Source organism: Microcoleus sp. FACHB-68 (assembly GCF_014695715.1).
Lineage (GTDB): Bacteria > Cyanobacteriota > Cyanobacteriia > Cyanobacteriales > Oscillatoriaceae > FACHB-68.
In genome coordinates, this window is sequence record NZ_JACJOT010000008.1 from 595947 (window position 1) to 621051 (window position 25105).

A 25105-nucleotide genomic window follows, 5' to 3' on the forward strand; every position below is an offset into this window, starting at 1 on the left:
GCACTCAAAACAACGGGAGACCACCGGCAATGCTGAAGTTCACATACACTGAAACAAGCTTTCATTTAGATCGTCTGGCTCAATCTTTAGAGGAATTGGTTGCCGCACGAGTGATTGTGGCAATGCGAGTTGGCCAAAGCCTCTGCGTTGAACCAATAACGGCGTCCTTTCTACTCCCTGCCGATTTACCCGGTTTGCATTACTTGGAAACTGAGATGCAGCGAGAAGGAAGCGATACGATCTCAGTGTGTGCGGCTGATGCAGAGTATGTTGAAGTCAGCTTGCGGGGGACTTGGGTTGCGGCAGACGGTGAAACCGCTGAGGGGGTGTTTGTCACAGCATTGTGTGATCGCACTGAATTCTTCTTGCTCAAGTGTTGGCAAGAAGCTCAAACTTGCGCCTCTTTTGTAAAGGAAGCCGGTGATTGAAAATTTGACTAAAAAAGGGCGTTCAATTAGACGCCCTTTTTGGTTTAAATTCCTAACGAATTTAATTTTAAACTTGTTACGTTAGGCAACTAAAGATAGCGGCTGCTCGTGTTCGACTCGGCACACATTTGAGTAGAGGTTGGCAATAATTTGTTTCCCTTCTTGTGTGAGTTCTAAATAGCTGAGGGTTTCTTGAATGTAAGGGTAAACTCCGTTCCAATAAAACTTGGGATAGTTGCGCCGTAAATCTCCGGGGTGGCGGTAGTTTAGTGCTTTATTGGTGCCGGTTTCTTCAAATTCGTAGAACAAGGCACCAATTTTGTTTAAGTAGCGGGGATCGCTGAGTTGACCGATGAGATCGGCGGCACGAAGTAGTCCGGGATAGTTGATGGTATCTTGATGATCTTGATCTTTGGGCGCGGGAAAGCGAGTCAGCTCAATATTGCGTTTAATACTTTCGGCATCTATCAGCCGGTGTCCGCCAAATCGCTCATCAATAAACAGTTTGCCCCGATCCACATGATAAGGGGTAAGGCTGGCATCGGTTGCGCCGGCAGCGATACTGACTTTCATTCCGTCTATGCCGGTGGCGTACAATCTTTGCGCGTCGTCATCTTGCCGGCAAACGCCTTTAACATAGCCAATGTCATGGCATAACAGGGAAATAATGAAATGTAGCCAATCTTCGCAGGAAACCCCTCCTTCACGGATATGCTTGCCGCGCAGAATTTCCTGACCGACTAAGGTGACTAAAATAGTGTGTTCGACGTTGTGATAAAGTGCGTCGCTATTATCAATATTTTCTAATGCCATATTGCCGGCCCAGGCAATAATATCTGCATAGTCGGGTTTATATCCCCCATAAGTGCGCTGGTAGCCGGCTTGCAACTGCGGCACAAAGGCATCAATCAAAATTGCTGTTAAATTAAGCATATTCATTTCCCCCAAGACAGAATTTTTACAATTTATTTGAAACTCGCGATAAAGTTTAACTTTATTACACGGTTTTCCGCACCCCATTGCCTTAAGGGCAGGGTTTCTAATGGGTTAACTCACCACTTTTAACCAGCCTCTGCGAACCGCATAAAGCATTCTGTTGATAATGATTTGATCATATTCGCTTAAGGACTCGGCTAACAGTGCCGACCTGAGCTGCTGCCGGTGAGCTTGATTAATGCTACCAGTTTTCCAAACCTGAAAGCAGAGGTCTACAAGGTTAAATTGGGAAATATTTACGAAAAATTGCATAGCGTTAAGCTTTGAAATTTATCTTTATAGTATGAATCATGCCTCCCTTTCTTACTGTGATGCGAATCCAGAAGCTTTTGTGACAAAATCACTCAAGATTTGTGATTTAAATCTCTATGAATTATCTAGGCTTCCTGATAAAATTATCTAGAGGCTACGCTGGCTACCCAAACAAAAACGCCCCGAAGCGCACCCCGGAGCATTTTAAGCAATTAGGTTGTAATTCAATTGTCTTAATGTTGTGGGTGAGGGGTGAAAGATTTTTGCTAAACGTCGCAGTTTTTACACTTCAAGAGCCTGCCGGTGCTAAATCGCTTCGTCAACTTTGCTCAATCGGCTAGTTTCAACCATCCGCGACGAACTGCATAAAGCATTCGATTAATAATTCGGTAGTCAGCTTCGTTCAAAGAATCATTTAATAATGCCGCTTTTAAACTTTGCCGACTCGTAGAAGAAATGCTGCGAGTATTCCAGGCCGAGCAATACAATTCGGCAATATTAGACTGATATAGATTAGTTGATGCTTGCATAGATTTAAATGAAATTCAATCAGTGTTTACCTAAAAAACAGTTAGCACCCAGGATATAAATAGTATTGAGCCGATTTTTCGCTTGAATCAAACCGCTTTTTTTATGCCGAGCTAATATTTTTGTGTGCTCAGCGATTGTTTAGCGGCTCTTTCCATTCATACAGAGGCAGCCATCGTCTCAACATCTAGCTTTTTAACTGCTGCGATTGAACCCCACCAACTGAGACCCAGAGGAATTGTCAAGTGGGTTGCTGGTGGATCAACCCCACTGTTCTTCAGTCTATGCGCTCGTTTTTGCGTCGCCATCTATCTAGAGGAATATCATTAATATTTTATTAAGAAATAAAATAACGAAATCCTGACCGCACAGCAACTCGTCAAACTCTAAACTTCTCTTTTTATCAGCGACATATCCTGAAAAGCTGTAATTTGAACTTAACGACGCAAGCCCTTGTGGTTGCGTCAAATTACATATTTAACCCTGTTTATCTGTAACATTTAAATTTGCAATAATAAAATAAAATGTCAGTGTGACGCAGTGTTGCCGGCTGAAAGCCTCTAGAGAAAAGCTATTAAGTTTAACTTGACATTAAGCAGAAGATATATATTTTTTCTGAAAAACGTTGTCTGAAGAGTGTTGTTGCTGTAATTTTTTCTGCGGTTAGAACTTCTAAAAACCTCTAATTTCTTAGTTAAAATTTCAGTATTTCCCGCATTTAAAGATATAAAGTCTTTATCAAATAGAGGGTATACAATAAAATTGAGTAGGTGAATAAGATTAAAGCTTCTCGCCTGATAATTACATTTTCCCGCAAATACTTAACAAAATCAGAAATCGCCCAATACTCATTTCTAATAACAATCTTCTCCATAATTATAATCTAGATTAATGTGGGTTAGTTGAATAGACTTTGGGTAAATTTTTGTTTAAAGAAACTCATCGCACTTTTGTTTCACCGGCTGTCTTTTGCTTTCAGAAGGGTAGCTTTCGTTTTTTGAGCGGAGGGAAAGCAGATTTTCTGGTTTGCCATTGCAAAAACTGCGTTAATAGTTGTGGAAAGGCTAAAATTAAAAATATAATAGCTATCTTGACTGCAAAATTAAAATGACAGGAGGAATTGCCGGTGGCACGAGTGAGAGTGCGCCAACACGTTAATCCACTCAGCAAGATGTATCAGACGCCGGTGCAGCCGCCGGTTTGGAGTCAAGTCTATGCTGACGCTGCTAAGCCGCTACATCTAGATATTGGTTGCGCTTGGGGGCGATTTTTGCTCAATATGGCGCAATTAGAACCGGCTTGGAATTATCTAGGATTAGAAATTCGGGAAGCACTGGTAGAGCAAGCAATCGTATCGCGAAATCAACTCGGTTTAACTAACCTGCACTATCTGTTTTGCAATGCGAATAACTCATTGAAACCTGTGCTAGAATCCTTGCCGGCTGGCGTTTTACAGCGCGTTACCATTCAGTTTCCCGATCCTTGGTTCAAACACCGGCATCAAAAACGGCGTATGGTGCAACCGGCAATGGTAGAGGATTTAGCTGCCTGTATGACTGCCGGCGGACAGGTTTTTATTCAATCTGATGTTGAAGAAGTAGAAAGGGAAATGTGCGCTCGATTTGACGAGCATCCAGCGTTTAGCAGAACGCACGATGGCGAGGAATGGCTAACAGAAAATCCGCTGCCGGTAGCAACTGAACGCGAAATTTATACCCTAGAAAGGGGTGAGCCGGTGTATCGAGCGTTGTTTGTTCGTCGTTAAATTTGTAGCTTGCTGAGGCGATGGCTTTACGCACAGGTGAAGGCAATATGAAATTCAAAATAATTGAGATTGTCACTCTGTTAATCTCCCTCGGTTTAACCGTGCCGGTGATAGCAGCAAATCAGGCACACATTACGCGATTGCTGCAAACAAAAGAATGCCGGCTTTGCAATCTGAGTAATGCTAACCTAACTAACGCCAACCTCAGTGACGCCGATCTCCGCAATAGCTATCTTGAAGGTGCCGATCTTTCCGGTGCCGATCTTTCTGGTGCTAAACTCAACGGTGCCAAACTTAGAGGTGCCAACTTGAGCAATACCAATTTGATGGGTGCCGATCTTCAGAATGCTAACCTAATAGATGCCAACTTAAGTGGTGCTGACTTAAGATCCGCTCGCTTAAGTTTGGCAAATTTAACCAAGGCGAATCTGAGTAATGCTGATTTAATTGGTGCCTATTTAATTAAAGCCAACCTTGAAGAAGCCAATCTCACCGGCGTTGACTTAACAGATGTTATTTTAACAGGAACGATCATGCCAGATGGAAAAATTCACGAAGACATCAAAAAGTAAAAATGCATCCTACTAACTAGGGTTTTTCCCTATTATTGAACAGCCTAAGTGCGTTTCTAGCCCTTAAAAAGGTGTAATGGCAAAATCGAGCCATCTGATCCGCTCAAATCTCAGCCTTTTCTATAGGAATAAGCCAGAATTATATCCAAGAACGGAACCACATCCGGTGGTTAAAATCGGCTTGTGATATCGGCAACCCCCAATAAACCGGCAGCCAGAAAACTAAGGCAATCAGAATTGCAAAAATTGCGGTTACTCCCAGAATGCGATGTAGCTTTTGGTAACTCCGAAGCCAGCGATCAACCACCCAGGCAAGCGCTAAAAATGAAAACACAGAAGCGCTCATATAAAGATAGATAAAAGTGCAGCGAGTCACCCCTATCCAAGGCAGCCAATTTGCCGCATAATTAATAACTAAATAAAACGGTGTCCACAAGGTTGGCACAACCCACCGGCTGCCATTGACAGGAGAGTTAACGGGTTGGCGATTTGCTGCGACGTTCCTATCTGTTAGCCACATCCAAAGCTGATGCGCTAATAGTAAAAATAACAGCAAAATCGTAGAACTTGAAAGCCACCACAATCCCGGATTTCCCATTGCGTGAACATCATAAATTACCCTACCGACACCTTCAGGTAAAGGAGGATAAGTGGGAACTAATTCAGTGGTATTGCGAGCTTTTTCAAAAAGATACACCATCGGTCGGAGCATGAACGGCCAAGTGTACCAAGCCGAACAATAAGGATGGACATCCTTTCCACTAGGCATCCCCTTGTGAAAACTCAAAATAGCTTTGTGTACGCCCCAAAATCCAAAATCTGTGTTGATTTGCAGGTGAGGAATCCAGACCAAACAATACACAACTGCGGGGATCAGTCCTAAATATAAAAGCATTTGCCAGAAAGGCAATCGCCTTAAATTTTGCAGAGGCGTTTGGTTTTTAGCCACGCGAACCCATTTTAACTTTGAGAGTTTCGCTTGGAATTGCGGATAGTCTAAATCTAAAACATCGATAGTTAAATTTAAAATAGTCGGAAGCCAAGCAGCCAACCAAACTAAATAAATTCCCAGTAGAAATCCTAAGCCGTTCCACTTAACTGCAACAGATGCACCCAAACAAATGCCGGCAAAAACTAACCAAACTGAACGCCGCCTTCCCCGGCTATCTAATGCCAACAAAAACAACCAGTGCCCCAAAAATCCAAAAAACACCAAATACAAATTAATTAAGGCATAGCGAGACTCCACTAAAAGCAAACCATCGGTTGCAGTTAGCAAGCCGGCAATTAAAGCATAACTACGTCGATGAGTGAGTTGGTAGGCAAGACCGGCAACCACTAACGGCAATAAAGACCCAACAAAAGCATTCAACCAGCGATAACTAAACGGAGAAAGCATAATGCCGGTGAATCCGTTTGGTGTGCCGGTTCCGAATGGCAAATGAGAACCGATTAAAATCCCCAAGGCAATCATATATTTGCCCAAGGGCGGATGGGCATCAAATAGCGGCACTCCCTCTAAATAATTGAGGGCATATTTGGCATAATAAACCTCATCAAACACTAACGTATTAAATTGATTTATTCCCCAAAACCGCAGAGTCGCGGCCAGAAGAAAAATGCCGGCGATTGCTATCCAAAACCCAGAAACAGGCCGATAAGTTAGCTGTTTCAGAAATTTCGGTTTTAAGATTTGAGACTTTGGATTCATCTTGAGTGATGGCGTCATTGATCCTTCGCCGTTTATCCTCTATGTGCAAGTTGTTAACCCATGACCGATGGCTGAAGGTGCCCTTAGCCTCAGCACAAAACGTAATTGTGTAGTATTGTGCCAAAACTTGCTCGATAAAACTGTACTCTAATCGCATTGTTTGCGAACTACAGGGATAACCCCTCAAGATCATGAGTAATTTCGACGCAAATCCAGGATCTCAGCCTCCCAAGCAGCCGCCTGCTGCCGGTGTGGTAGGAAATATTGCCAAATTCTTCAAGTTTGCAGAATATAAGACCGATTTCCGCACCGAGGTACTGGCTGGAGTCACGACGTTTATGACGATGGCTTATATTCTGGCAGTTAATCCAGGGATTTTGTCTAATGCCATCTTTCTGCGACAACCAGGGGATCTATTGGGTGAACTGGTAATTGCAACAGCAATCTCCTCTGCGATTGGCACCCTGGCGATGGCCTTAATTGCCAATTATCCCTTCGCCCTCGCCCCCGGCATGGGCTTGAATGCCTTTTTTGCCTTCTCTGTTGTTCTCAAACTCGGAATCAGCTGGCGCGTGGCACTGACTGCCGTGTTGATTGAAGGGCTGATTGTCATTGCCCTCACCCTCTCAAACATTCGCAGCCAAATTCTCACAGCAATTCCCGAATGCCTCAAACAATCAACAGCGGCGGGTATTGGCTTATTTCTTGCCTACATCGCCCTCGCTGGCGATCCAGTCACCGGCGGTGCCGGCATTATTGTCGCCGATCCCGTAACCAAAACTGCCTTGGGAAACTTTAATCAGCCGCAAACTCTGATGGCAATTGCCGGCATTGCGATAGCATCGGCTTTAGTGGCCCGCCGCATCAATGGTGCACTTTTGTGGGCAATTTTGGCCACAGCTTTGCTGGGATGGATTTTGGGTGTCTCCCCTTGGCCAAATGGGATTGTCGCCTTGCCTCAGATGCCAGTAGATTTGATGGGCCAAGCGATTATCGGGTTGAGTGGGCTAACGCAAAGCAATTTCTGGGACGTGCTAGCCGTTACCTTTGTCTTTTTCTTTGTTGACTTATTTGACACCATTGGCACTCTTGCCGGTGTGGGCATTCAAGCCGGCTACATTGATCAAAACGGTGAATTGCCCCGTTCCAAGGAAGCATTACTAGCCGATGCGCTAGGCACTACGATTGGTGCTGTTTTGGGAACTTCCTGCGTCACCACCTACATTGAATCCGCTGCCGGTGTTTCTGAAGGGGGGCGCACCGGCTTTACCGCCGTTATCGTCGCTGCATTGTTCGCCCTATCGGTGTTTTTTATTCCCTTACTTTCCGCAATTCCCGCTTATGCAACCACCCCTGCACTCCTCATTGTCGGGGTTTTGATGGCCGGCAACGTTCGGGGAATTCGTTGGGATGATCCGGCAGAGTCAATTCCCTCATTTTTAACAATTTTGATTATGCCGTTGGCCTTTTCAATTGCTGAAGGATTAGCCATCGGTTTTATTACTTATCCGCTTCTCAAAACATTTCAAGGCAAAGCCCATGAAGTCAAGCCGGCAGTTTGGATTCTAGCCGGCGTTTTTGTGTTGAGATTTGTTTTGATGGCGCTTAAACCTGGAACTTAAATTTGGTTAGTGATCCATTGTGCAATTAGCTTGTTTACGATTGTCAAATTAAACTCGGAATAGCGCCTGCACCTGCATCAGCGGTAATTGCCAGAGCAATTCTGGCTGCCAATCATCGGGGTCAAATAAACAGTAACGACCGCGCTGGTAAGCTGCCCAAAGTCTCTCGCCGGTGATTGCGTTGCGCCGGTCTTTTTGGGGCGTTTGCAGCAGTTCTAGTAGCCGCAAGAGATTGAGTGGTCTTAACTTTGCCCCCAGCAAAAAAGCCTGAAGTTCAGCCTCACCGGCAGCATCGATTCCATAATCGGTGAGAACATGGATGCCATCATGTAGCTGTTGGCGTCTTGGGCCGGTGCTGATGGGTTCGAGTTGATGCCGGTCGAGAAAATCTGCCCAAGCGCGGCCAAAGCTGCCGGTGGGGAGTGCTTGCAATTGCTTAAGATCGACAATCTGAGACGCATTCATCCCAAAAATTCCGCTCGCACGATCCTCCCGATTCTGGAGTTGCTGGAAACGAGGGGCACTGTTGGGCGCAAGCTTGGGTGAAGTGAGAACTTGTAACATGGTGAGATCAGCTCCTCTTGAGTGTGACGGGAAGAAGTGTGCGAGACTTGTGGGCGGAGTCCGGGATGCGACCTTAGCCTTGAGGGGTCTGACCCCTCATCGCCCCTTATTAACTAATAACAACTTACACAACCTACTGTCCATAAAAATCGATGAAGTTTCCATAAAGAGTCGGCTGGAAGCTGTGAAAACAATTAATAAAAAAAATATTTGCCAAAATAGGGAGAAAACACCGTAATTTTACGGAGAAAAACTGACTCTCAAAGGCAACTCGCCTTGCTGGTAAATCTTGCCACAGTTCCAACCGCTTTTCAAGCAGGAGTTTTCACAACCGGCGCTTAAGGGACTTCTCATCTTTAGTTGTTTTTCTTGTAGGGAAAGGGTTCTTAGGGATAAATACTTTGGCGGAAGAGACCCAAAAATAGACTTTTCTGAAAAACATTTACAACCCGGCTATCCTTCCGTACTTTTTGGCAAAGGTTCCCTTTTTCCTCTCTTAATAAAAGCAGACGAGCCGGACGAGTGCAGGATTTTTGCAATCAGTAGATTAAAAAGTGGTAAAGCCACCCAGAAATTTATGTTTTTATGTTTTCGGTGTTCAGTTTGAGGGTAAATGGAATTAGCGAAAGAGGCAGGAACGGCTATGAGACTCAAAATTATGAGTTTGAATTTGCGCTACGACAAACCCGATCCGGGCGATCTTGCTTGGAAAGTGCGGTGCAAGGCGGTGGCAGCCATGATCTCCCACTATGCGCCGGATGTGATCGGCACCCAGGAAGCGTTGCCGCATCAACTGTTCGATTTGCTACAACTGCTGCCGGCTTACCAATGCGTGGGAGGTGAGCGCACCGGCAGGGGTTCTGGGGAACATTGTGCTATCTTTTACCGCACCGAGCAACTACGATATATAAGCAACGGCGATTTTTTCCTCAGCGATACGCCAGACATTCCAGGGAGTATCACTGCGGAGTGGGGAAATCCTATCCCGCGCATGGCAAGTTGGGCGGTATTTGCCGGCAGTGATGAAAGACAGTTGATGGTGTTTAATACTCATTTAGATTATCGCAGTGCGCGGGCGCGAGAACTTGGTGCTGAACTGATTTTTCAGCGCATGAGTGAAGTCAATTCCACTGAGTCGTTGCTATTGCTCACTGGCGATTTTAATGCTGAGCCGGCTACAGCGCCGCGAGAAAGTTTTCTGCGTCAATTACCGGATGGGAGACAACTTTTTGATGTGTTTGCCGGCATTGAATTAGAAGAGCAAATGACGTTTCATGATTTCACCGGCGAAGGATTTGCAGCCGTTGACACGATTTATTACGACAGCCGGTTAACGTTGCAGCAAGTGACAGTAGATACCGCCCAGTGGGAGAATTTTTGGCCCTCAGATCACTTTCCAGTCATTGCAGAGTTTATAGTTGCTGAGCCGATTTAATTCTGCAAACTTGTCATCTAGTTCTTGTAATCTGCTATGCCGCATCTGCCGGTAAAATCTCCAATAATTTCAGTGGAAAATTATTCACTTTCATAAAGAAGAAGGGCGAAGCATTCGCTTATATAGGCTGGCGAGACGGCAAAGATTGATGGCGCGAATGCTATCGCCCCTACGTGTCCTTTTGCTACACGGGGAAGAGGGATGGCGCGAATGCCCCTACCCCTTAAGCGCCAATTTGCGGCAAAATGAAGAAATGTAAAGATTACAGTTGTTTTTGATAAAATCCCTTAAAAATGCCGCTAGAGCAGTTAATCCGCACATCTGAACCGGCACCTGAACTGAATTTCGACTATGACATTACAATCGTGGGTGCCGGCATTGCTGGGACAACCCTGGCTGCCGGGTTAAAAAATTCCGGGTTGAAAGTCGCCCTGATTGAAGCACAACCCCAAACCGTCGCCGCCTCCAGGCAGCAAGTTTACGCCATTACCCTACTTTCGGGGAAAATCTTTCAAGGTTTGGGGATTTGGGACAAAATTCGCGCTAATATCACGGCTTTTTCCCAAATTAACCTCTCAGACACCGGCACAGAGGGCGTTGTTTTCAACCCCTCCGACTTAGGCAAAGACGAACTCGGATATGCCGGCGAACATTGTGCAATCCTGCCGGTGTTGCAAGAATTCCTCAACGACTGCCCTAATGTTACTTGGCTGTGTCCCGCCGAACTTGTGAGTGTGGACTATCAAAGCGATTTTGTTGAAATTGAAGTGAAGGTTGCTGGGGATGGAGACAGCGAAAATGCTCAACCGGCAAGCAATCAGAGGATTCGCACCCGCCTACTCGTCGCCGCAGATGGAACGCGATCACGCATTCGTAACGATGCCGGTATCCGTACCCACGGCTGGAAATACTGGCAATCTTGCATTACCACCCGCGTTAAACCCGAAAAACCCCACAATAACATCGCCTACGAACGTTTTTGGCCCAGTGGCCCTTTTGCCATCCTTCCCTTGCCTGGAAACCGCTGCAACATCGTGTGGACAGCGCCTCACGAAGAAGCCAAAGCTTTATTAGAACTCGATGACGAGCAATTTCTCGCGGAACTGCGGCGCAAATACGGCGATCAGATGGGGCATTTGGAATTGGAAGGGAAGCGGTTTATGTTTCAAGTGCAATTGATGCAAAGCAATCGCTACGTTCAGCCTAGACTCGCCCTGATTGGAGATGCCGCCCATTGCTGTCATCCCGTGGGAGGTCAGGGTTTAAATTTGGGGATTCGAGATGCTGCGGCAATAGCTCAAGTCTTGCAAGATGCACATAAAAATGGGGAAGATATTGGTTCGTTGCCGGTTTTGCAGCGTTACGAAGGCTGGCGAAAAACAGAAAACCTGGCAATTTTGGGTTTTACCGATATTTTAGACCGGCTCTTTTCTAATAATTGGTTGCCGGTGGTTGTTGTGCGCCGGCTGGGTTTGTGGGGGTTGCGGAAGATACAGCCGGTGAAGGTGTTTGCGTTGCGATTAATGACCGGCCTTTTGGGACGCACACCGCAAATCGCCCAACGTTTGTAGAGTGGAAATTGGTGGCTATTAATTAGCTAATTAGCATTAATAAAACGCCATCACTGCTGCCGGCGATCCTGATCCCTCGCGCAAGCGCAGAATTCCAATCACTAAAGTGGTGCCGGTAGGAGGCAAGCGATCTAAATTCGTTAGATTTTCTAACACAATCCCCCGGCGTTTTAATACCTGCCGGTTGGTGGCAAAGGTGGTATCCGATCCATCCACACCATGCGTATCAATTCCCACACCGGCAATATGACGTTCATCGATTAAAAAGCGCGTTGTTTCTCCGGCAAACCCTGGAAAGTGCATCTCATTGAGAAACGCCACGGGATTTAACCACTTTTCCAGCCAGCCAGTATACAACAGCACTACACTGCCGGCAGAAATTTTACCGTGCTGTTGCTCCCAAGCGAGGACATCCGCTATTGTGAGCGCATAATCAGGATTGGTAGTAGATTGGCTGCGAATATTGATCGCAACTGCCGGCACCACTAAAGACTCGGCGGGGTAAGCATCGATTCCCACACCATCGGCGTGAAAACTGTTTGGCGCGTTGATATGAGTAGCGCTGTGCTCTCCCATTGAAAAGCGCCGCAGGTAATAGCCATCTTTGTCTAATTCCGCTGCCGGCTCAAATTCCACCGGCGGATCGTTGGGCCATTGGGGAATCTGCGGGTTGATCCCATGACTCAGATGGATCACCCGCGAGTAATTGATGGTTAAAAAAGCCGGTTTCTCGTGCATTAAGCGGTCGATTAGTGATTGGGGCCGGCAAGAATAGCTATCTTTTTGTTTGCATCCATCTTGACTGACCGGAAGAATATGCTAAACCATTTTGAACAAGACTACCTTATTCAAACCAGTGTTATGCAACAATCACTAAAACGCCAAATTGTACTGTGGGGTCTGAGCTTAATTTTAACCGTTGCCGGCTGGGGATTTAGCGGGCCGGCGTTCGCCCAATCAACCTCCGCGCTTGATACTTTTCGCACCGCTTACGACAACCGTTACACTTGGGACAGCAAATTTCCCGGTTACACGGCAACAGTCGAAGTGAAGCAAGACGGAGAAAGCTATAAAGGCCAAATCCGCATCAATTCTGATCTCAGTATTGAAGTTGCCGGCATCGAAAGTAACGAGGCATCGGAAACTGTCTCCAACCAATTGCGAATGATGGTGACACACCGTAGATCCGTTCCCTTCAAACTCGCGCATGGCAAACACACTTTTACGTTTGGCGAAACTCCTAGTGCCGGTGCAGTACAAATCGATCAAAAAGGCGGGGATACACCCTCTTATTACGAAGTTAAAGCGGAAAAAATCACTCAAGTCAACCGATTTACCGGGCCGGTTTTAGTTACCGTAGATTTATTAGATTCAGAAGACACACCGGCAGGCTATCTAGGCACTCGCTATATCGCCACATTCAAATATGCCCAAACCGGCGACGTGCTGGAAAAATTAGAATTTAAAGACACGTACAAAAAAATAGGAGATTACTATATCTCAACTCACCAGACTGTTCGCAGCTTGGAACTCGGACAGCAAGACACAACAGAAGTTAACTTAACCGATATTCAACTGCTGCCGGCATCCGAAAGATCGCTCAAAACAGCTTACCTACCAACTTTTTCTTCCAGCTTCCAAGTATCCACATTTGGTCAATTTTATGCTGCCGGTGGAGGTAATTTTATGTAAGAACATGATTGATCAAGTAATTGTCTGTCAATTTAACCTATTGAGTGCTGGGCATTGTTGTCCCCTGAAAAGTGTCTAGGAGCCAATCCAGCTTTAATACTACTTAAGGCTTATTAACAAAGAAGTCTTGCCAGAACGTAGAATTTAAAGAAGTAGAACAATAAAAAAAGCATGATTTTGGAAATTGCAATCCTCAAGGTTAAACCTGGAAAAGCTGCTGAATTTGAAGCAGCCTTCACGATAGCATCATCAATTATCTCCTTAATTCCTGGCTACATTAGCCATGAGCTACAGCGGTGTTTGGAAGTTGAAAACCAATACATCCTGCTAGTGCGTTGGAGAAAACTCGAAGATCACACGGTTGGTTTCCGACAATCACCGGAGTATCAAAAATGGCGTCTCCTGTTGCACCATTTTTATGAGCCATTTCCGACGGTCGAACATTACGAAAAGGTTGCAAGCAATGGAATTTAATAGTTTGCGGATGCAGACTTATTTTGTGTAGCTGCGAATAGAATCCGCCACGGCTTAACCAAGAAGTATTGCGCCCTTACGGGGTTTAAAAAATATGAGTAATTAATAATAAATTAACCGTCATGCCTACTCCCTCTCATCGCTCACCGGCACAATGCCGGCATCCCCAAACATCCCATTCCCGGACTAAAATCCCTAAAGAGGGCAATTTCATCGCCGAGGGGACAACGCCGTGCAACAGCTAACACCAGAAACTCAACAGCGAGTACAGCAATTGCGACAGCAGGTGCAAAGCGCTAGCTATGCCTATTACGTCCTCGACGCACCCACGATGCCCGATGAGGTTTACGATCGGCTGTATCGCGAATTGCAAGAATTAGAAACGCAGTATCCCGAACTAATATCGCCCGATAGCCCCACCCAGCGCGTCGGAGAAAGGCCGGCAAGTCAGTTTACCTCGGTGCGGCATAACATCCCCCTCTACAGCCTGGAAAACGCCTTTAACATCGAGGAATTCGCCACATGGCAAGAACGCTGGCAGCGCGTTTCCCCCGCCGATGAGTTTGAATATGTTTGTGAGTTGAAAATAGACGGTTCTGCCTTGGCGCTGACTTACGAAAATGGCGTTTTGGTTAGAGGTGCAACGCGAGGTGATGGCATCACCGGCGAAGAAATTACCCAGAATGTCAAGACGATTCGCTCAATTCCGCTGCGGTTAAATTTGGAGAATCCGCCGGCAGTTGTGGAAGTGCGCGGCGAGGCATTTTTAGGATTAGCCGTATTTGAGCAAATTAATCGAGAACGAACCGAAGCCGGTGAAGCGTTATTTGCCAATCCCCGCAACGCCGCAGCCGGCACCCTGCGCCAGTTAGACTCCCGAATTGTTGCCCAGCGCCGCCTCGATTTCTTTGCCTATACTTTGCACATTCCACAACCATTGCCCAATGCCCAATTCCCAATGCCCAAAACCCAATGGGAATCCTTAGAAATGCTGCAAAAAATGGGTTTCCGGGTGAATCCGAATCGAACAATGTGCCAGTCTTTGCAAGCGGTTAAAGATTATTATGATCGTTGGGATACTGAGCGATTAAATTTGCCTTACATGACGGATGGTGTTGTCGCGAAGCTCAATTCTTTTGATTTACAGGAAAAACTAGGTTTCACTCAAAAGTTTCCTCGTTGGGCAGTTGCGCTGAAATATCCCGCTGAAGAAGCGCCAACGCGGGTTGAAAATATTTCGATTAATGTTGGCAGAACCGGCGCGTTGACACCCTTAGCAGAGTTGCAGCCGGTGCAGTTAGCGGGAACAACGGTTTCACGGGCAACATTGCACAATATTGATTATGTGCGATCGCTGGATATTCGTATTGGTGATACTGCAATTGTTCGTAAAGCCGGCGAAATTATTCCAGAAATTGTGCGTGTTTTACCAGAACTTCGCCCCAGCAATGCTCAATCTTTTGAAATGCCCACCCACTGCCCAGAATGTCGGCAGCCGGTGGTAAAACAAGCGAGTGAAGCAGTGACTCGCTGTATTAATACTTCTTGCCCTGCAATTTTGCGAGGGGCGCTGACTCATTGGGCGAGTCGAGATGCGATGGATATTAACGGATTAGGCGAAAAAATTGTGCTGCAATTGGTTGACCGGCAGCTAGTAAGTTCGGTTGCAGATTTGTACGATTTAACCGTTGATAAATTAGCATCTTTAGAGCGATTTGGCAAGAAGTCTGCAACTAAATTAGTTGAAGCAATTGCCCAATCAAAAAATCAACCTTGGGCGCGAGTTTTGTATGGTTTAGGCATCCGTCATGTTGGCAGTGTGAATGGGAAAACACTCAGCGAACAATTCCCCACGGTTGAACAGCTTGCCGCTGCAAAAACAACCGATATTGAAGCGGTTTATGGAATTGGGGCAGAAATTGCCCATGCTGTTTTTCAGTGGTTTCGGGTGCCGGCAAATCAAAGTTTAATCGATAGGCTTCGCGCTGCCGGTTTGCAACTCGCTAAACCCGAAACATCCCCGCTTTCTTCTACCGCAAAAACAGGCGAAAATTTGCTCTTATCTGGAAAAACCTTTGTGATCACCGGCACGCTGCCTACTCTCAAGCGAGATGAGGCAAAAACGCTGATTGAAAATGCGGGAGGCAAAGTCACCGATTCGGTTAGTTCTAAAACCGATTATTTAGTCCTAGGAGAGGATGCCGGTTCTAAACTGAAAAAAGCTGAGAAGTTAGGAATTGCTCAACTAAGTGAAGCGGAATTAATGACTTTATTAGAAAGCTAAAGACAATTTCTTAAACCTAAAACCATCTCTATTTTCGGAAATCACCCGATTGGAGGAAGCACAGTTTTAGGAAATGCTAGAGAATTAAATTTTAAAGGCACAACTGCAAAGTTAATGCAACTTCATCACACTTCAGGCCGGTGGCGTTTAGGGTTAGCGCTATCGCTAATAACTGTTTTTCTTTGGGGAATTTTGCCCATCGCTTTGACGGTAATACTTCAAGAGCTTGATGTATACACCGTCACATGGTTTCGCTTTCTCGGATCGTTTACACTTCTCGCCATTTATTTAGCGGCAAGGCAGCAATTACCGGCACTCCAAAAACTTCGCTCAACATCTTTAGGATTGTTGGCAATTGCGATTATATTTTTAGCGATTAATTACCTGCTTTTTCTCCAAGGGTTAGTACAAACCTCGCCGGCAAATGCCCAAATTCTCATCCAACTGGCTCCCGTACTTTTGGGTTTAGGAGGACTGGTTGTTTTTAAAGAACATTACACGCTGCGGCAGTGGGCCGGCGTTGGGGTATTAACGTCAGGATTTAGCCTGTTTTTTCACGAGAAATTACAAACTTTAATCACAACGCCTACTCAATATTTAACCGGCAGTGGATTGATTGTGATTGCGGCAGCAACGTGGGCGGTTTATGCGTTAGCGCAAAAGCAATTGCTGGATAAATTACCTTCGGCAAGTATTATGCTGATTATTTATGCCGGCTGTGCGCTTTTGTTCAGTCCTTTTGCCACACCAAAACAGATTTTAACTCTGAGTCCTTTCCATTTGGGAATATTGCTTTTTTGCGCTTTAAACACAGCCTTGGCTTATGGAGCTTTTGCGGAATCCTTAGAACACTGGGAAGCATCACGAGTCAGTGCCATGTTAGCTTTGACGCCCGTTGTTACTTTGATCTCTATTTGGCTGGTTTCGTTTTTATCGCCAAATTTAATCCCACCAGAACGCCTCACAATTTTAGGATTAATGGGGGCTATTTTGGTTGTCAGTGGTTCAATGACGATTGCGTTAGGAAAGCGCCCTAAAGTTAATCTTACTTAGCACACACTTTGATAAATACAAGTTGGATATTTAGCAATGAGGTGAGTTTGTGACAAAGGCAAGCCGGCAATCATTAATTAGAGAAAATCACCTCATTACCAGCGGCATCAGCGAAAAGATCCCGACACTTATAACCACCTTTAACCGTCTGTAGTGGTTAGTAACCGCTCTTTTATGTAACGGCTCGAAAAAAGATGACGCGCTGCTTTTGCTATTTTTTTGCACTGTTTCTCGATTTGAAAAGGTGTAATTGAAATTGGCCCAACCGCTCCAAAATCCGAAATCCAAAACTCAAACTGATATAAGAGGCTTGAGGAATGAATTGTCTGTTTCCTGTGTTATTTGCCACTGCCAAACGCTCTAACCGGCGTCTAATCGCTCGCCCCACCGGCAAACGTTCAAATCCGTCTAAAAGCCTGCTGTTAAACCTCAGTCTTTGGCTGCTGCCGGCAGTTTTGACCGCAACTCCAACCGTCGCAGCAGAAAAGATTTACGCTTCCTATGCGGTGCTTGAGCGCTCAATTTCCATATCCGCCTTAGAAGCCTTTGCCAAAGAAGGCCAAATCGATGAAGATTTAGCCGTCTACGCCCAATACGTCCCACCCGAACAATTGGAACAGCTACGGGAGATTCTTCTAACGCGCGCGGATATCACTCCCGTCACCATTTCCCAGTTTCTCTACACACAGCAAGGAGAAACCCTGCTCAAGCGGCTGGGACAAGTGATCAAAACCGGCTCGCGGCGGGAAGGTAAATTTGCAATTCGCTCGGCATTGATCTTAGCAGCCGCTGATCCGGAAGGATTAACGCTGCTGAATGTGCTGCGGAAGTTTCCCACCGAGAGCATTCGCATCGACTTGCAAAGTGTTCAGCGAATTGCTCGGCAATTGCAACAAGCAATCAATCAAACTAATCAGGCAATTGCCTTGGTAGACGGGCTTTCCACAACGGAGGCAGCCTCACAGCCTGGATTTGGTGGCATCCCTGTGGCTGTCGATCCCGGATCTTCTGAGTTTCCGGTGGCGCTAGGTGGCCAGTTAGATTTATGGCGGACTGGGCCGTTCACTAGCGAAGTGAAATCCATTGAAATCACCATTCGCAATGCCCAGATCCCAACAGCCCTAACAGATGAACGGATTTTTCCGGTCGATATTTACCTGCCCCAGCAAGCCACTCGTCAAGCTGCGCCGGTGATTGTCATCTCCCACGGCTTAGGCTCAGATCGCAAGACGTTTCAGTATTTAGCCCAACATCTGGCGTCCTACGGCTTTGCCGTTGCAGTTCCTCAGCATCCCGGCAGCGATGCCCGACAGTTGCAGGCGTTGCTCAGCGGTACAGCCAGTGACGTTGCAGAACCGAAAGAATTTGTCTATAGGCCGCTGGATGTGAAGTATTTGCTAGACACACTCACTCAGCTAGAACAAACAGACCCGCAACTGCAAGGCCGGCTCAATTTGCAACAGGTGGGAGTCCTCGGACAGTCATTCGGCGGCTATACCTCTCTAGCGCTGGCTGGTGCGCCGATCAACTTTAACCAACTCAGACAAGACTGCCCTAACTCCTTTGACTCTTGGAATATCTCGCTGCTGCTGCAATGTCGGGCGGCAGAGTTGCCAGATGCTGTGCAGTATGACTTAAGCGATGAACGCGTCAAAGCGGTAATCGCGATTAACCCGATTAATAGCAGCACTCTCGGTCGAGAAAGCCTGAGTCAAATTCAAGTGCCGGTGATGCTGGTTGCCGGGAGTGCGGATACAGCCGCACCGGCTTTGCCCGAACAAATTCAACCGTTTACTTGGCTAACGACACCAGAAAAGTATCTTGTCGTGATGAACGGCGGCACACACTTTTCTACCCTGGTTGAAGCAGACGGCGGGGGTGGCGTCGTACCCATTCCCTCTGACGTAATTGGCCCTACTCCTGGCCAAGCTCGTCGCTATATTTCTGCGTTAAGTTTGGCCTTTTTTAAAACCCATATTGCAGGAGATCCCCAATACCGGCCTTATCTGCGAGCATCTTATGCCGAAGCTATTAGCCGAGAACCGCTGTCTCTCAGTCTTATCGAATCCTTAACCGAGACTCAGCTAAATGAGGCGCTAAACCGCAGGTAGGCAGTTGTGTGGTGGGCGGATGGATGGAAATGCTGATGGGACGACTGGACTTCGCTCACAAAAAGTCGTAGGTCACCAGAAACAGTACAATAGCACAGGCTTTTTATCGGATGATTGTGCTGTGCAAGGGTTCGTAAACTTAAATAAGCCTGCCGGTTTTACCTCCCACGATTGTGTTGCGAGGATGCGCCGTCTATTGCGAATCAAGCGCGTGGGACACGCCGGCACCTTAGATCCGGCTGCCACCGGCGTCTTACCCATCGCTGTGGGCAATGCCACGCGGTTGCTGCAATTTCTCAGGACAGATAAGGCTTACCGGGCTACCATTCGCCTTGGCATCCGAACCGCGACGGATGACTTAGAAGGGGAAATTCTATCTCAGGTGCCGGTGTCTGGCTTGAGTCGGGAAACCGTGGAAGAGGCGCTGATGCGTTCGTTTGTGGGTAAAATCCAGCAGGTGCCACCGAACTACAGCGCAATTCAGGTGCAGGGAAAACGCCTGTATGACTTGGCGCGTGCCGGCGAAACGATTGACGTGCCGGCGCGAACGGTAGAGATATTCAAAATCGAAATTTTGGACTACAGATCGGCAGATTTTCCGGAAATTGAGCTGGCGATTGCCTGTGGCCCAGGAACCTATATCCGTGCCATTGCGCGGGATCTTGGCGCGGCTTTAAATACCGGCGGCACGCTGGCGCGTCTGATTCGCACGGAAAGCAGCGGGTTTACCTTGGCAGATAGCTTGACATTTGACACGTTCAATGAACAGCTAGAGCAAGGGGCATTTCAACCAATTTCACCGGCAGCCGTTTTAGCCCATTTAAGCGCTGTTACCTTGGCGGCAGCCGAAGCGCGGCGCTGGTGTCAGGGACAAAAAATTTTAGAGTTTAGGGATTTGATTGTAAATTCCGGTGAAGATAGCAGTTTAGAATCAGTAAGTTCTAAATTTAATGAGTCACTGCAAAATTCCACAACAGTTGTGCGAGTTCATCATGAAGATAGCCAACTTTTGGGGATTGGCAAGCTTGAGAATTTAGAAACAGAGCCGGTACTCATTCCTCAAGTTGTATTGAATCCAATTCAGTGAAGAAAATATGGTTAATTTTGGTCTTGCATTTGTTTTATGGTTGATTGCCTTCGCTATAGGTGCCGGGAATAATTCTATCGCCGATCTGTTTATTGCCCCAGGATATGGGGAGTACGGATCTCATGTTTATAAAATAACCGTGCTGATCGTCGTTTTCTTTGTATTAGCGTGGATCTACGCTCGGCAAAATCGAGGAGCTACTTGGGGAAGTTCTGTCTTAGGAACGGGTTTTTTATGGGTAGGACTGTCTGCCATTGCAGATTTAATTCTTAAAGCCTATGTTTGGAATATTCCCAGACAGTGCCCGGAAACTTATAAAACCCTAGTTTCCAGTACCTGTGTACTAGCTGATTATTACATTTGGGAAGGCCGGCTTTGGATATTACTGTTAGTGTGCGCTTTCCTCGCACCTCTAGTTATGGGAATCAGAGCTAATCGATAAAGTATCTGATAGCAAATTAGGTTCATAAACACCTTTGTTTGAATCGGTTCCTGACTTTCTTTTTCTGCGCTAGGAAGTCAGGAAAAAACCGCTGTTTTACGGGATCGCTAAGTATCTCACGACTCAACATGACTGGAGAATTTAAATGGCTGCACCACAAATAGTTGCTTACGGTTCATGGAAATCGCCCATTACCTCAGATTTAATTGTCTCTGAGACAATTGGCTTAGGGCCGATCGCTGTAGATGGAGAAGATATCTACTGGGTGGAAATGCGACCGGCAGAAGGTGGACGCAACGTGTTAGTGCGACGAACGCCACAGGGAGAAATCACGGATCGCACGCCAGCCGGTTTCAATGTTCGCACCCGTGTTCACGAGTATGGGGGTGGTTCGTTTGCCGTGGCGGATGGCACGATTTATTTTTCCAATTTTGCCGATCAACGCCTCTACCGGCAACTCCCAGACTCGGAACCGCAACCGCTGACACCGGCAGGGGTGGATCTCCGCTATGCAGACGCCACCATTGATCGGCAACGCAACCGCCTGATCTGTGTGCGGGAAGACTTCACCGGCAGCAGTCATGAGCCGGCAAATACCTTAGTTAGCATTCCTTTTGCCGGCGGTGATAGTGGTGAAGTGCTGGTTTCGGGCGATGATTTTTATGCCTCACTGCGTATAAGTCCAGATGGTTCTCAGTTATGCTGGCTGAGTTGGAATCATCCCAATATGCCGTGGGATGGAACGCAACTATGGGTGGCGCAACTCAATGCAGATGGTTCCCTCGGTGATCGTCAACAAATTGCCGGTGGTGTGGATGAATCGATTTTTCAGCCTGAGTGGTCGCCAGATGGGATTCTATACTTTGTGAGTGACCGTACCGGCTGGTGGAATCTTTACCGTTGGAATGCCGGTGAAGTCGAACCGCTGTGGGAAATGGCCGCCGAGTTTGGGCGTCCCCTGTGGGTGTTCGGGATGTGTACCTACACCTTCGCCTCTGCGGAACGCATCCTTTGCACCTACACCCAAGAAGGCGTCTGGCATTTGGCAAGTCTTGACACTAAGGCAAAACAGCTCGAAAAAATTGAAACGCCTTACACAGAAATTTCATCCCTACTGGTCGATGCCAAAGGTCGTGGGTTGATCTTAGCCGGCTCACCTTCCGAATCTACCGCCGTCGTTCAGCTCAATTTAGCGACAGGTGAGATGGATGTGTTGCGCCGTTCCAGTGAAATGTCAATTGATAGCGGTTACTTGTCCACACCGCAAACGATTGAATTCCCCACCGAGAATGGGTTAACCGCCTATGCCTTCTTCTACCCACCCCAAAATCGTGACTACACTGCCCCAGCCGGCGAAAAACCGCCGCTACTGGTGAAAAGTCACGGAGGGCCAACCGCAGCAGCGAGCAGCCGGCTGAATTTGGGAATTCAATACTGGACGAGTCGCGGGTTTGCCTTCTTAGATGTTAATTATGGCGGCAGCACCGGCTATGGACGGGAATACCGGCAACGGCTGGAGAAAATGTGGGGTGTGGTGGATGTGGATGACTGTGCGAATGGGGCGCGTTATCTGGCTGAACAAGGTTTGGTGGATGGCGAACGGCTAACCATTGCCGGAGGCAGCGCCGGCGGCTATACAACCCTGTGTGCGCTGGTATTTCACGATACCTTTAAAGCCGGGGCCAGCTACTACGGCGTCAGCGATCTAGAAGTATTGGCAAGAGACACGCACAAGTTTGAAGCCCGCTACTTAGACCGGCTGATTGGCCCATATCCTGAACAGCAAGACCTTTACAAGCAGCGTTCTCCCATCCACTACACGGATCGTCTTTCTTGCCCGGTGATTTTTTTCCAGGGAAAGGAAGATAAAGTGGTTCCGCCAAACCAAGCGGAGATGATGGTGGAGGCGCTAAAAGCCAAAGGGTTGCCGGTTGCCTATGTGTTGTTTGAGGGTGAACAACACGGTTTCCGTCGTGCTGAGAGTATAAAACGTGCGCTTGATGGGGAATTTTACTTCTATTCGCGGGTTTTTGGGTTTAAACCGGCTGAGGATTTAGAGCCTGTGTTGATTGAGAACTTGTCAATCTAATTTTCCTGTCTTTCAGCGGCAAAATGTTCGCCTACAGAATACTTTTTATAACTGCGCGAACCTTTGCCGCTGAAACCAATTCAGGGCTTTGTTAAGTAGTTTTTACGCCTTTTGCGCTTTTAGGAGTTTTGTGTTAGGACAGATTGAGCAGGCTGGTTAAAATCTTTCTTGCGGTGGATTGATTCCACAGGTCAAACTAATTAGATATAAAGTAGCTGTGCCGGCCTAATAAAACCCGACTGTGGAAGGAGCTTTTTACAATGTCTAAACAAAGTGCTACGCAATTTTTATCCGTTGCTGCTCGTAATACCGAGGTTCAAGAAAATTTTAAATCAGTTAACAACCCGGAAGAATTTGTACAAGTTGCCGAAGAGTTGGGTTATAACTTTACAACTGAAGAGTTGAAAGATGTTGTTAAAGAACACAGTGAGGGCGTTACGCTCAGAAGGAAAACCGGCGTTTGGCACTGGCTACGTCGCGTTAATTGGATTTAATGACGTTTTCTAGAAGCCGGTTCAGTAGAAATGTTTGCCAAAGACAACAAAATGTAAATCCTGTAGGGGCAGAGCATTCGGGGCGTAACTGATTCATCTGCGAATGCTTTGCCCTAAGCTAAGCGAGGAAAGCAATTTATCTTGATGAGCAGAAAAGAAGCCGACAGATGGGTTCGTTGGGTAAAGTAACGGGAAACTCAACACCTGCAAGCATTTGAGCCGTAGCGCTTCTCAAACCAACCGACATCATGCCGGCTGAATTTAAGCATACTCCTCGCTGATGTTGCTACGCTGGAAGCAGAAGAAACAGGCTACCCCAGAGGCAACGACATGAGCAGGGATGACACAAAATCAATTGCCCGTGAATTGAAAACCCAAGCCACGATCTTAGGTGGGTTGATCGCCCTCATCTGGATTTTGGAACTTGTGGATCTGTTTGTGTTCAGAGGAGCATTAAATTCTTATGGGATTGTACCGCGCCGAGTATTCGGGCTGCGCGGCATCCTATTCGCGCCCTTCCTTCACGGGAATTTAGTTCATTTGATGGCAAACACCGTACCCTTTCTGACGCTTGGCTGGTTGGTGATGCTACAAGAAACCAGCGACTTTTTTGCAGTTAGCGCTGTAACAATGGTTGTCAGTGGTTTAGGTGTTTGGCTATTTGGATCGCCAGGGATTCACATTGGCGCAAGCGGTGTGATTTTTGGCTATCTGGGTTTCCTGCTGCTGCGCGGCTTTTTTGAACGTAATATTCCCTCCATTTTCCTGTCATTAATTGTCGGCTTTTTCTACGGAGGCTTGATCTGGGGTGTATTGCCGGCACAAGTTGGAATTTCCTGGGAAGGGCACTTGTTTGGATTTTTAGGCGGTGCATTAGCTGCACGAATGCTAGCACGACGCAAGCAACCGGCATAGACGATTTGCCGGCAACAATTTTTCTGTAAACAACTGCCAAGTGGATGTAGTTAATATTCTAAAGTACAGTAATGACTGGAGGACTTATGCCAGAAGATGAAGTCGTGTTTCAAATTAACGAATCGATTTTTCAGCAATTAGTTGATTGGCAAGAAAAAATCGAAGAAACCGAAATAACTGAACCAGACGAAGAAACCCCCTGTTTCAACAGCCCCCAACCCCTGACTGAAGCAGAAAAAGCAAAACTCACAAAATCTCGCCCAAAAGATTCAATTAATTAAAAGAGTGCCGGTAGAGACGCGCCCATCGCGTCTTTATCTGCGTTATCATCTGCCTATCCCTAACGACAGCCTGCATTATCATCTGCGTTTATCTGCGGACGCAGGTGGAACTTGAATGACGAGCGTAGCACATTCCAGTTTCACCTGCGGAATCTGCGGTTAAAATCAAAACCTTCAGCCGTACACCCATCCATTAAAACTTAAAACTTATTAATATAATGCCTAAAAAACAAAAATTTCCTTACCTAGTTGGCTCCAAATGGACAGCCCAGCAAAAAATGTGGGGTTGGCGTCATTTTCAAGTTGCTAACCGCAAAAATCAAGGCGAGTGGGTATTTGCGGAAATGGTTGCTTCTTGCGATCCAGATGTCCGGTTTTGGATTAACTCCAAAATCTTAAAAGATCGTTCCCAGTGGCAACCGGGCTGGCAATCTTTAAAAGAAATGGGTGAAACTCAAGAAGAAGAGATGTGCTTTCATGTAGACTAAAAACATAGCAGAGAAAAAAGATGCCGGTTACACCAAACAATCTAAACCGGGAGAATCTTCCTCCCTGAGATGACAGCAAACCGGCAAGATGCCAATACGATATCATAATTAATCGAATTTAATATAATATTTTAAGCCAATAAAGTTAAAGATAAAAATAAAAGTTTGAGTGTAACTTCCACCCGGCACTATCCCGCGTCTACGGCGACAGTGAGACAGGGATGCCCAAAGCCGCGCTTGATTGCGAGCGT

25 protein-coding genes are annotated in these 25105 nt (G+C 46.6%); 19 read left to right on the forward strand and 6 right to left on the reverse strand.

The annotated features are described in order from the left end of the window. The first annotated feature begins 29 nt into the window (after positions 1-29). Positions 30-428, forward strand: a complete 399-nt coding sequence (locus H6F73_RS11450; RefSeq protein WP_190759618.1) for an alr0857 family protein — start codon at positions 30-32, stop codon at positions 426-428. 81 nt (positions 429-509) lie between these two features. Here H6F73_RS11450 and H6F73_RS11455 read toward each other — a convergent pair whose 3' ends face one another. The 3 genes from H6F73_RS11455 to H6F73_RS11465 form a co-directional block, all read right to left on the reverse strand. Further along, positions 510-1361 carry an Npun_R2479 family HD domain-containing metalloprotein gene (locus H6F73_RS11455; protein WP_190758879.1) on the reverse strand — a complete coding sequence of 284 codons (852 nt, stop codon included), beginning with the start codon at positions 1359-1361 and terminating at the stop codon, positions 510-512. Positions 1362-1475: 114 nt separating this feature from the next. Then, positions 1476-1676 carry a hypothetical protein gene (locus tag H6F73_RS11460; RefSeq protein ID WP_190758880.1) on the reverse strand — a complete coding sequence of 67 codons (201 nt, stop codon included), beginning with the start codon at positions 1674-1676 and terminating at the stop codon, positions 1476-1478. 329 nt (positions 1677-2005) lie between these two features. Further along, positions 2006-2206 carry a hypothetical protein gene (locus H6F73_RS11465; protein ID WP_190758881.1) on the reverse strand — a complete coding sequence of 67 codons (201 nt, stop codon included), beginning with the start codon at positions 2204-2206 and terminating at the stop codon, positions 2006-2008. A 1124-nt stretch (positions 2207-3330) separates the two neighbouring features. On the opposite strand from H6F73_RS11465, the gene trmB reads away from it, so the two are divergent. Continuing rightward, a complete protein-coding gene (gene trmB, locus H6F73_RS11470) occupies positions 3331-3969 on the forward strand; it encodes a tRNA (guanosine(46)-N7)-methyltransferase TrmB (RefSeq protein WP_190758882.1) in 639 nt (212 codons plus the stop codon). A gap of 20 nt (positions 3970-3989) precedes the next feature. Further along, on the forward strand, positions 3990-4541 hold the full coding sequence (locus H6F73_RS11475) for a pentapeptide repeat-containing protein (RefSeq protein ID WP_242072421.1): 552 nt from the start codon (positions 3990-3992) through the stop codon (positions 4539-4541). Between the two features lie 139 nt (positions 4542-4680). On the opposite strand, the gene H6F73_RS11480 is transcribed toward H6F73_RS11475, so the two are convergent. After that, a complete protein-coding gene (locus H6F73_RS11480; RefSeq protein ID WP_190758884.1) occupies positions 4681-6252 on the reverse strand; it encodes a phospholipid carrier-dependent glycosyltransferase in 1572 nt (523 codons plus the stop codon). 191 nt (positions 6253-6443) lie between these two features. On the opposite strand from H6F73_RS11480, the gene H6F73_RS11485 reads away from it, so the two are divergent. Then, complete coding sequence (locus H6F73_RS11485) at positions 6444-7874, forward strand: NCS2 family permease (RefSeq protein WP_190758885.1); 1431 nt, start codon at positions 6444-6446, stop codon at positions 7872-7874. A gap of 48 nt (positions 7875-7922) precedes the next feature. On the opposite strand, the gene H6F73_RS11490 is transcribed toward H6F73_RS11485, so the two are convergent. Continuing rightward, positions 7923-8438 (reverse strand): Coq4 family protein, encoded by a 516-nt coding sequence (locus tag H6F73_RS11490; RefSeq protein ID WP_190758886.1) that lies wholly within the window; start codon positions 8436-8438, stop codon positions 7923-7925. 643 nt (positions 8439-9081) lie between these two features. Here H6F73_RS11490 and H6F73_RS11495 point away from each other — a divergent pair. Both H6F73_RS11495 and H6F73_RS11500 read left to right on the forward strand, forming a co-directional pair. Continuing rightward, positions 9082-9873: an endonuclease/exonuclease/phosphatase family protein gene (locus tag H6F73_RS11495; RefSeq protein ID WP_190758887.1), complete on the forward strand. Its 792-nt coding sequence runs from the start codon at positions 9082-9084 to the stop codon at positions 9871-9873. Positions 9874-10166: 293 nt separating this feature from the next. Beyond that, positions 10167-11444, forward strand: coding sequence for an FAD-dependent hydroxylase (locus H6F73_RS11500; protein WP_190758888.1), 1278 nt, complete (start codon positions 10167-10169; stop codon positions 11442-11444). Positions 11445-11480: 36 nt separating this feature from the next. On the opposite strand, the gene H6F73_RS11505 is transcribed toward H6F73_RS11500, so the two are convergent. Next, the gene (locus H6F73_RS11505) at positions 11481-12182 is read right to left on the reverse strand and encodes a cyclase family protein (RefSeq protein WP_190758889.1); all 702 of its coding nucleotides are present in this window, start codon (positions 12180-12182) and stop codon (positions 11481-11483) included. A 123-nt stretch (positions 12183-12305) separates the two neighbouring features. Between H6F73_RS11505 and H6F73_RS11510 the strand changes: the two genes are divergently transcribed. The 13 genes from H6F73_RS11510 to H6F73_RS11565 all read left to right on the forward strand — a co-directional run bounded on the left by H6F73_RS11510 (position 12306) and on the right by H6F73_RS11565 (position 24854). Further along, positions 12306-13136, forward strand: coding sequence for a DUF3386 domain-containing protein (locus H6F73_RS11510; protein ID WP_190758890.1), 831 nt, complete (start codon positions 12306-12308; stop codon positions 13134-13136). A 171-nt stretch (positions 13137-13307) separates the two neighbouring features. After that, positions 13308-13610 carry an antibiotic biosynthesis monooxygenase gene (locus H6F73_RS11515; RefSeq protein ID WP_190758891.1) on the forward strand — a complete coding sequence of 101 codons (303 nt, stop codon included), beginning with the start codon at positions 13308-13310 and terminating at the stop codon, positions 13608-13610. 122 nt (positions 13611-13732) lie between these two features. Next, entirely contained in the window at positions 13733-13855 is a 123-nt protein-coding gene (locus H6F73_RS26980; RefSeq protein WP_277882599.1) for a hypothetical protein, read from the forward strand. Continuing rightward, on the forward strand, positions 13843-15894 hold the full coding sequence (gene ligA / locus H6F73_RS11520) for an NAD-dependent DNA ligase LigA (RefSeq protein ID WP_190758892.1): 2052 nt from the start codon (positions 13843-13845) through the stop codon (positions 15892-15894). Before H6F73_RS26980 ends, ligA begins: the two co-directional genes overlap by 13 nt. A 114-nt stretch (positions 15895-16008) precedes the next feature. Then, entirely contained in the window at positions 16009-16947 is a 939-nt protein-coding gene (locus tag H6F73_RS11525; RefSeq protein ID WP_190758893.1) for a DMT family transporter, read from the forward strand. Positions 16948-17264: 317 nt separating this feature from the next. Further along, positions 17265-19058, forward strand: coding sequence for an alpha/beta hydrolase (locus H6F73_RS11530; RefSeq protein WP_190758894.1), 1794 nt, complete (start codon positions 17265-17267; stop codon positions 19056-19058). Positions 19059-19179: 121 nt separating this feature from the next. Then, complete coding sequence (gene truB, locus H6F73_RS11535) at positions 19180-20145, forward strand: tRNA pseudouridine(55) synthase TruB (RefSeq protein WP_190759619.1); 966 nt, start codon at positions 19180-19182, stop codon at positions 20143-20145. Between the two features lie 7 nt (positions 20146-20152). Continuing rightward, the gene (locus tag H6F73_RS11540; protein ID WP_190758895.1) at positions 20153-20587 is read left to right on the forward strand and encodes a hypothetical protein; all 435 of its coding nucleotides are present in this window, start codon (positions 20153-20155) and stop codon (positions 20585-20587) included. A 145-nt stretch (positions 20588-20732) separates the two neighbouring features. After that, positions 20733-22676, forward strand: a complete 1944-nt coding sequence (locus tag H6F73_RS11545; RefSeq protein ID WP_190758896.1) for a S9 family peptidase — start codon at positions 20733-20735, stop codon at positions 22674-22676. Positions 22677-22936: 260 nt separating this feature from the next. Beyond that, a complete protein-coding gene (locus H6F73_RS11550; protein WP_190758897.1) occupies positions 22937-23170 on the forward strand; it encodes a Nif11-like leader peptide family natural product precursor in 234 nt (77 codons plus the stop codon). A gap of 330 nt (positions 23171-23500) precedes the next feature. After that, positions 23501-24085, forward strand: coding sequence for a rhomboid family intramembrane serine protease (locus H6F73_RS11555; protein ID WP_190758898.1), 585 nt, complete (start codon positions 23501-23503; stop codon positions 24083-24085). 71 nt (positions 24086-24156) lie between these two features. Continuing rightward, a complete protein-coding gene (locus H6F73_RS11560) occupies positions 24157-24366 on the forward strand; it encodes a hypothetical protein (RefSeq protein WP_190758899.1) in 210 nt (69 codons plus the stop codon). A 218-nt stretch (positions 24367-24584) separates the two neighbouring features. Continuing rightward, on the forward strand, positions 24585-24854 hold the full coding sequence (locus H6F73_RS11565; RefSeq protein ID WP_190758900.1) for a TIGR02450 family Trp-rich protein: 270 nt from the start codon (positions 24585-24587) through the stop codon (positions 24852-24854). The last annotated feature ends 251 nt before the right edge of the window (positions 24855-25105 follow it).

Bases quoted from the DNA above. Each gene is read 5' to 3' on its own strand.
- H6F73_RS11450 (WP_190759618.1), top strand. From the start codon at position 30: ATGCTGAAGTTCACATACACTGAAACAAGCTTTCATTTAGATCGTCTG.
- H6F73_RS11455 (WP_190758879.1), bottom strand. From the start codon at position 1,361: ATGCTTAATTTAACAGCAATTTTGATTGATGCCTTTGTGCCGCAGTTG.
- H6F73_RS11460 (WP_190758880.1), bottom strand. From the start codon at position 1,676: ATGCAATTTTTCGTAAATATTTCCCAATTTAACCTTGTAGACCTCTGC.
- H6F73_RS11465 (WP_190758881.1), bottom strand. From the start codon at position 2,206: ATGCAAGCATCAACTAATCTATATCAGTCTAATATTGCCGAATTGTAT.
- H6F73_RS11475 (WP_242072421.1), top strand. From the start codon at position 3,990: ATGGCTTTACGCACAGGTGAAGGCAATATGAAATTCAAAATAATTGAG.
- H6F73_RS11480 (WP_190758884.1), bottom strand. From the start codon at position 6,252: ATGAATCCAAAGTCTCAAATCTTAAAACCGAAATTTCTGAAACAGCTA.
- H6F73_RS11485 (WP_190758885.1), top strand. From the start codon at position 6,444: ATGAGTAATTTCGACGCAAATCCAGGATCTCAGCCTCCCAAGCAGCCG.
- H6F73_RS11490 (WP_190758886.1), bottom strand. From the start codon at position 8,438: ATGTTACAAGTTCTCACTTCACCCAAGCTTGCGCCCAACAGTGCCCCT.
- H6F73_RS11495 (WP_190758887.1), top strand. From the start codon at position 9,082: ATGAGACTCAAAATTATGAGTTTGAATTTGCGCTACGACAAACCCGAT.
- H6F73_RS11500 (WP_190758888.1), top strand. From the start codon at position 10,167: ATGCCGCTAGAGCAGTTAATCCGCACATCTGAACCGGCACCTGAACTG.
- H6F73_RS11505 (WP_190758889.1), bottom strand. From the start codon at position 12,182: ATGCACGAGAAACCGGCTTTTTTAACCATCAATTACTCGCGGGTGATC.
- H6F73_RS11510 (WP_190758890.1), top strand. From the start codon at position 12,306: ATGCAACAATCACTAAAACGCCAAATTGTACTGTGGGGTCTGAGCTTA.
- H6F73_RS11515 (WP_190758891.1), top strand. From the start codon at position 13,308: ATGATTTTGGAAATTGCAATCCTCAAGGTTAAACCTGGAAAAGCTGCT.
- H6F73_RS26980 (WP_277882599.1), top strand. From the start codon at position 13,733: ATGCCTACTCCCTCTCATCGCTCACCGGCACAATGCCGGCATCCCCAA.
- H6F73_RS11525 (WP_190758893.1), top strand. From the start codon at position 16,009: ATGCAACTTCATCACACTTCAGGCCGGTGGCGTTTAGGGTTAGCGCTA.
- H6F73_RS11530 (WP_190758894.1), top strand. From the start codon at position 17,265: ATGAATTGTCTGTTTCCTGTGTTATTTGCCACTGCCAAACGCTCTAAC.
- H6F73_RS11540 (WP_190758895.1), top strand. From the start codon at position 20,153: ATGGTTAATTTTGGTCTTGCATTTGTTTTATGGTTGATTGCCTTCGCT.
- H6F73_RS11545 (WP_190758896.1), top strand. From the start codon at position 20,733: ATGGCTGCACCACAAATAGTTGCTTACGGTTCATGGAAATCGCCCATT.
- H6F73_RS11550 (WP_190758897.1), top strand. From the start codon at position 22,937: ATGTCTAAACAAAGTGCTACGCAATTTTTATCCGTTGCTGCTCGTAAT.
- H6F73_RS11555 (WP_190758898.1), top strand. From the start codon at position 23,501: ATGAGCAGGGATGACACAAAATCAATTGCCCGTGAATTGAAAACCCAA.
- H6F73_RS11560 (WP_190758899.1), top strand. From the start codon at position 24,157: ATGACTGGAGGACTTATGCCAGAAGATGAAGTCGTGTTTCAAATTAAC.
- H6F73_RS11565 (WP_190758900.1), top strand. From the start codon at position 24,585: ATGCCTAAAAAACAAAAATTTCCTTACCTAGTTGGCTCCAAATGGACA.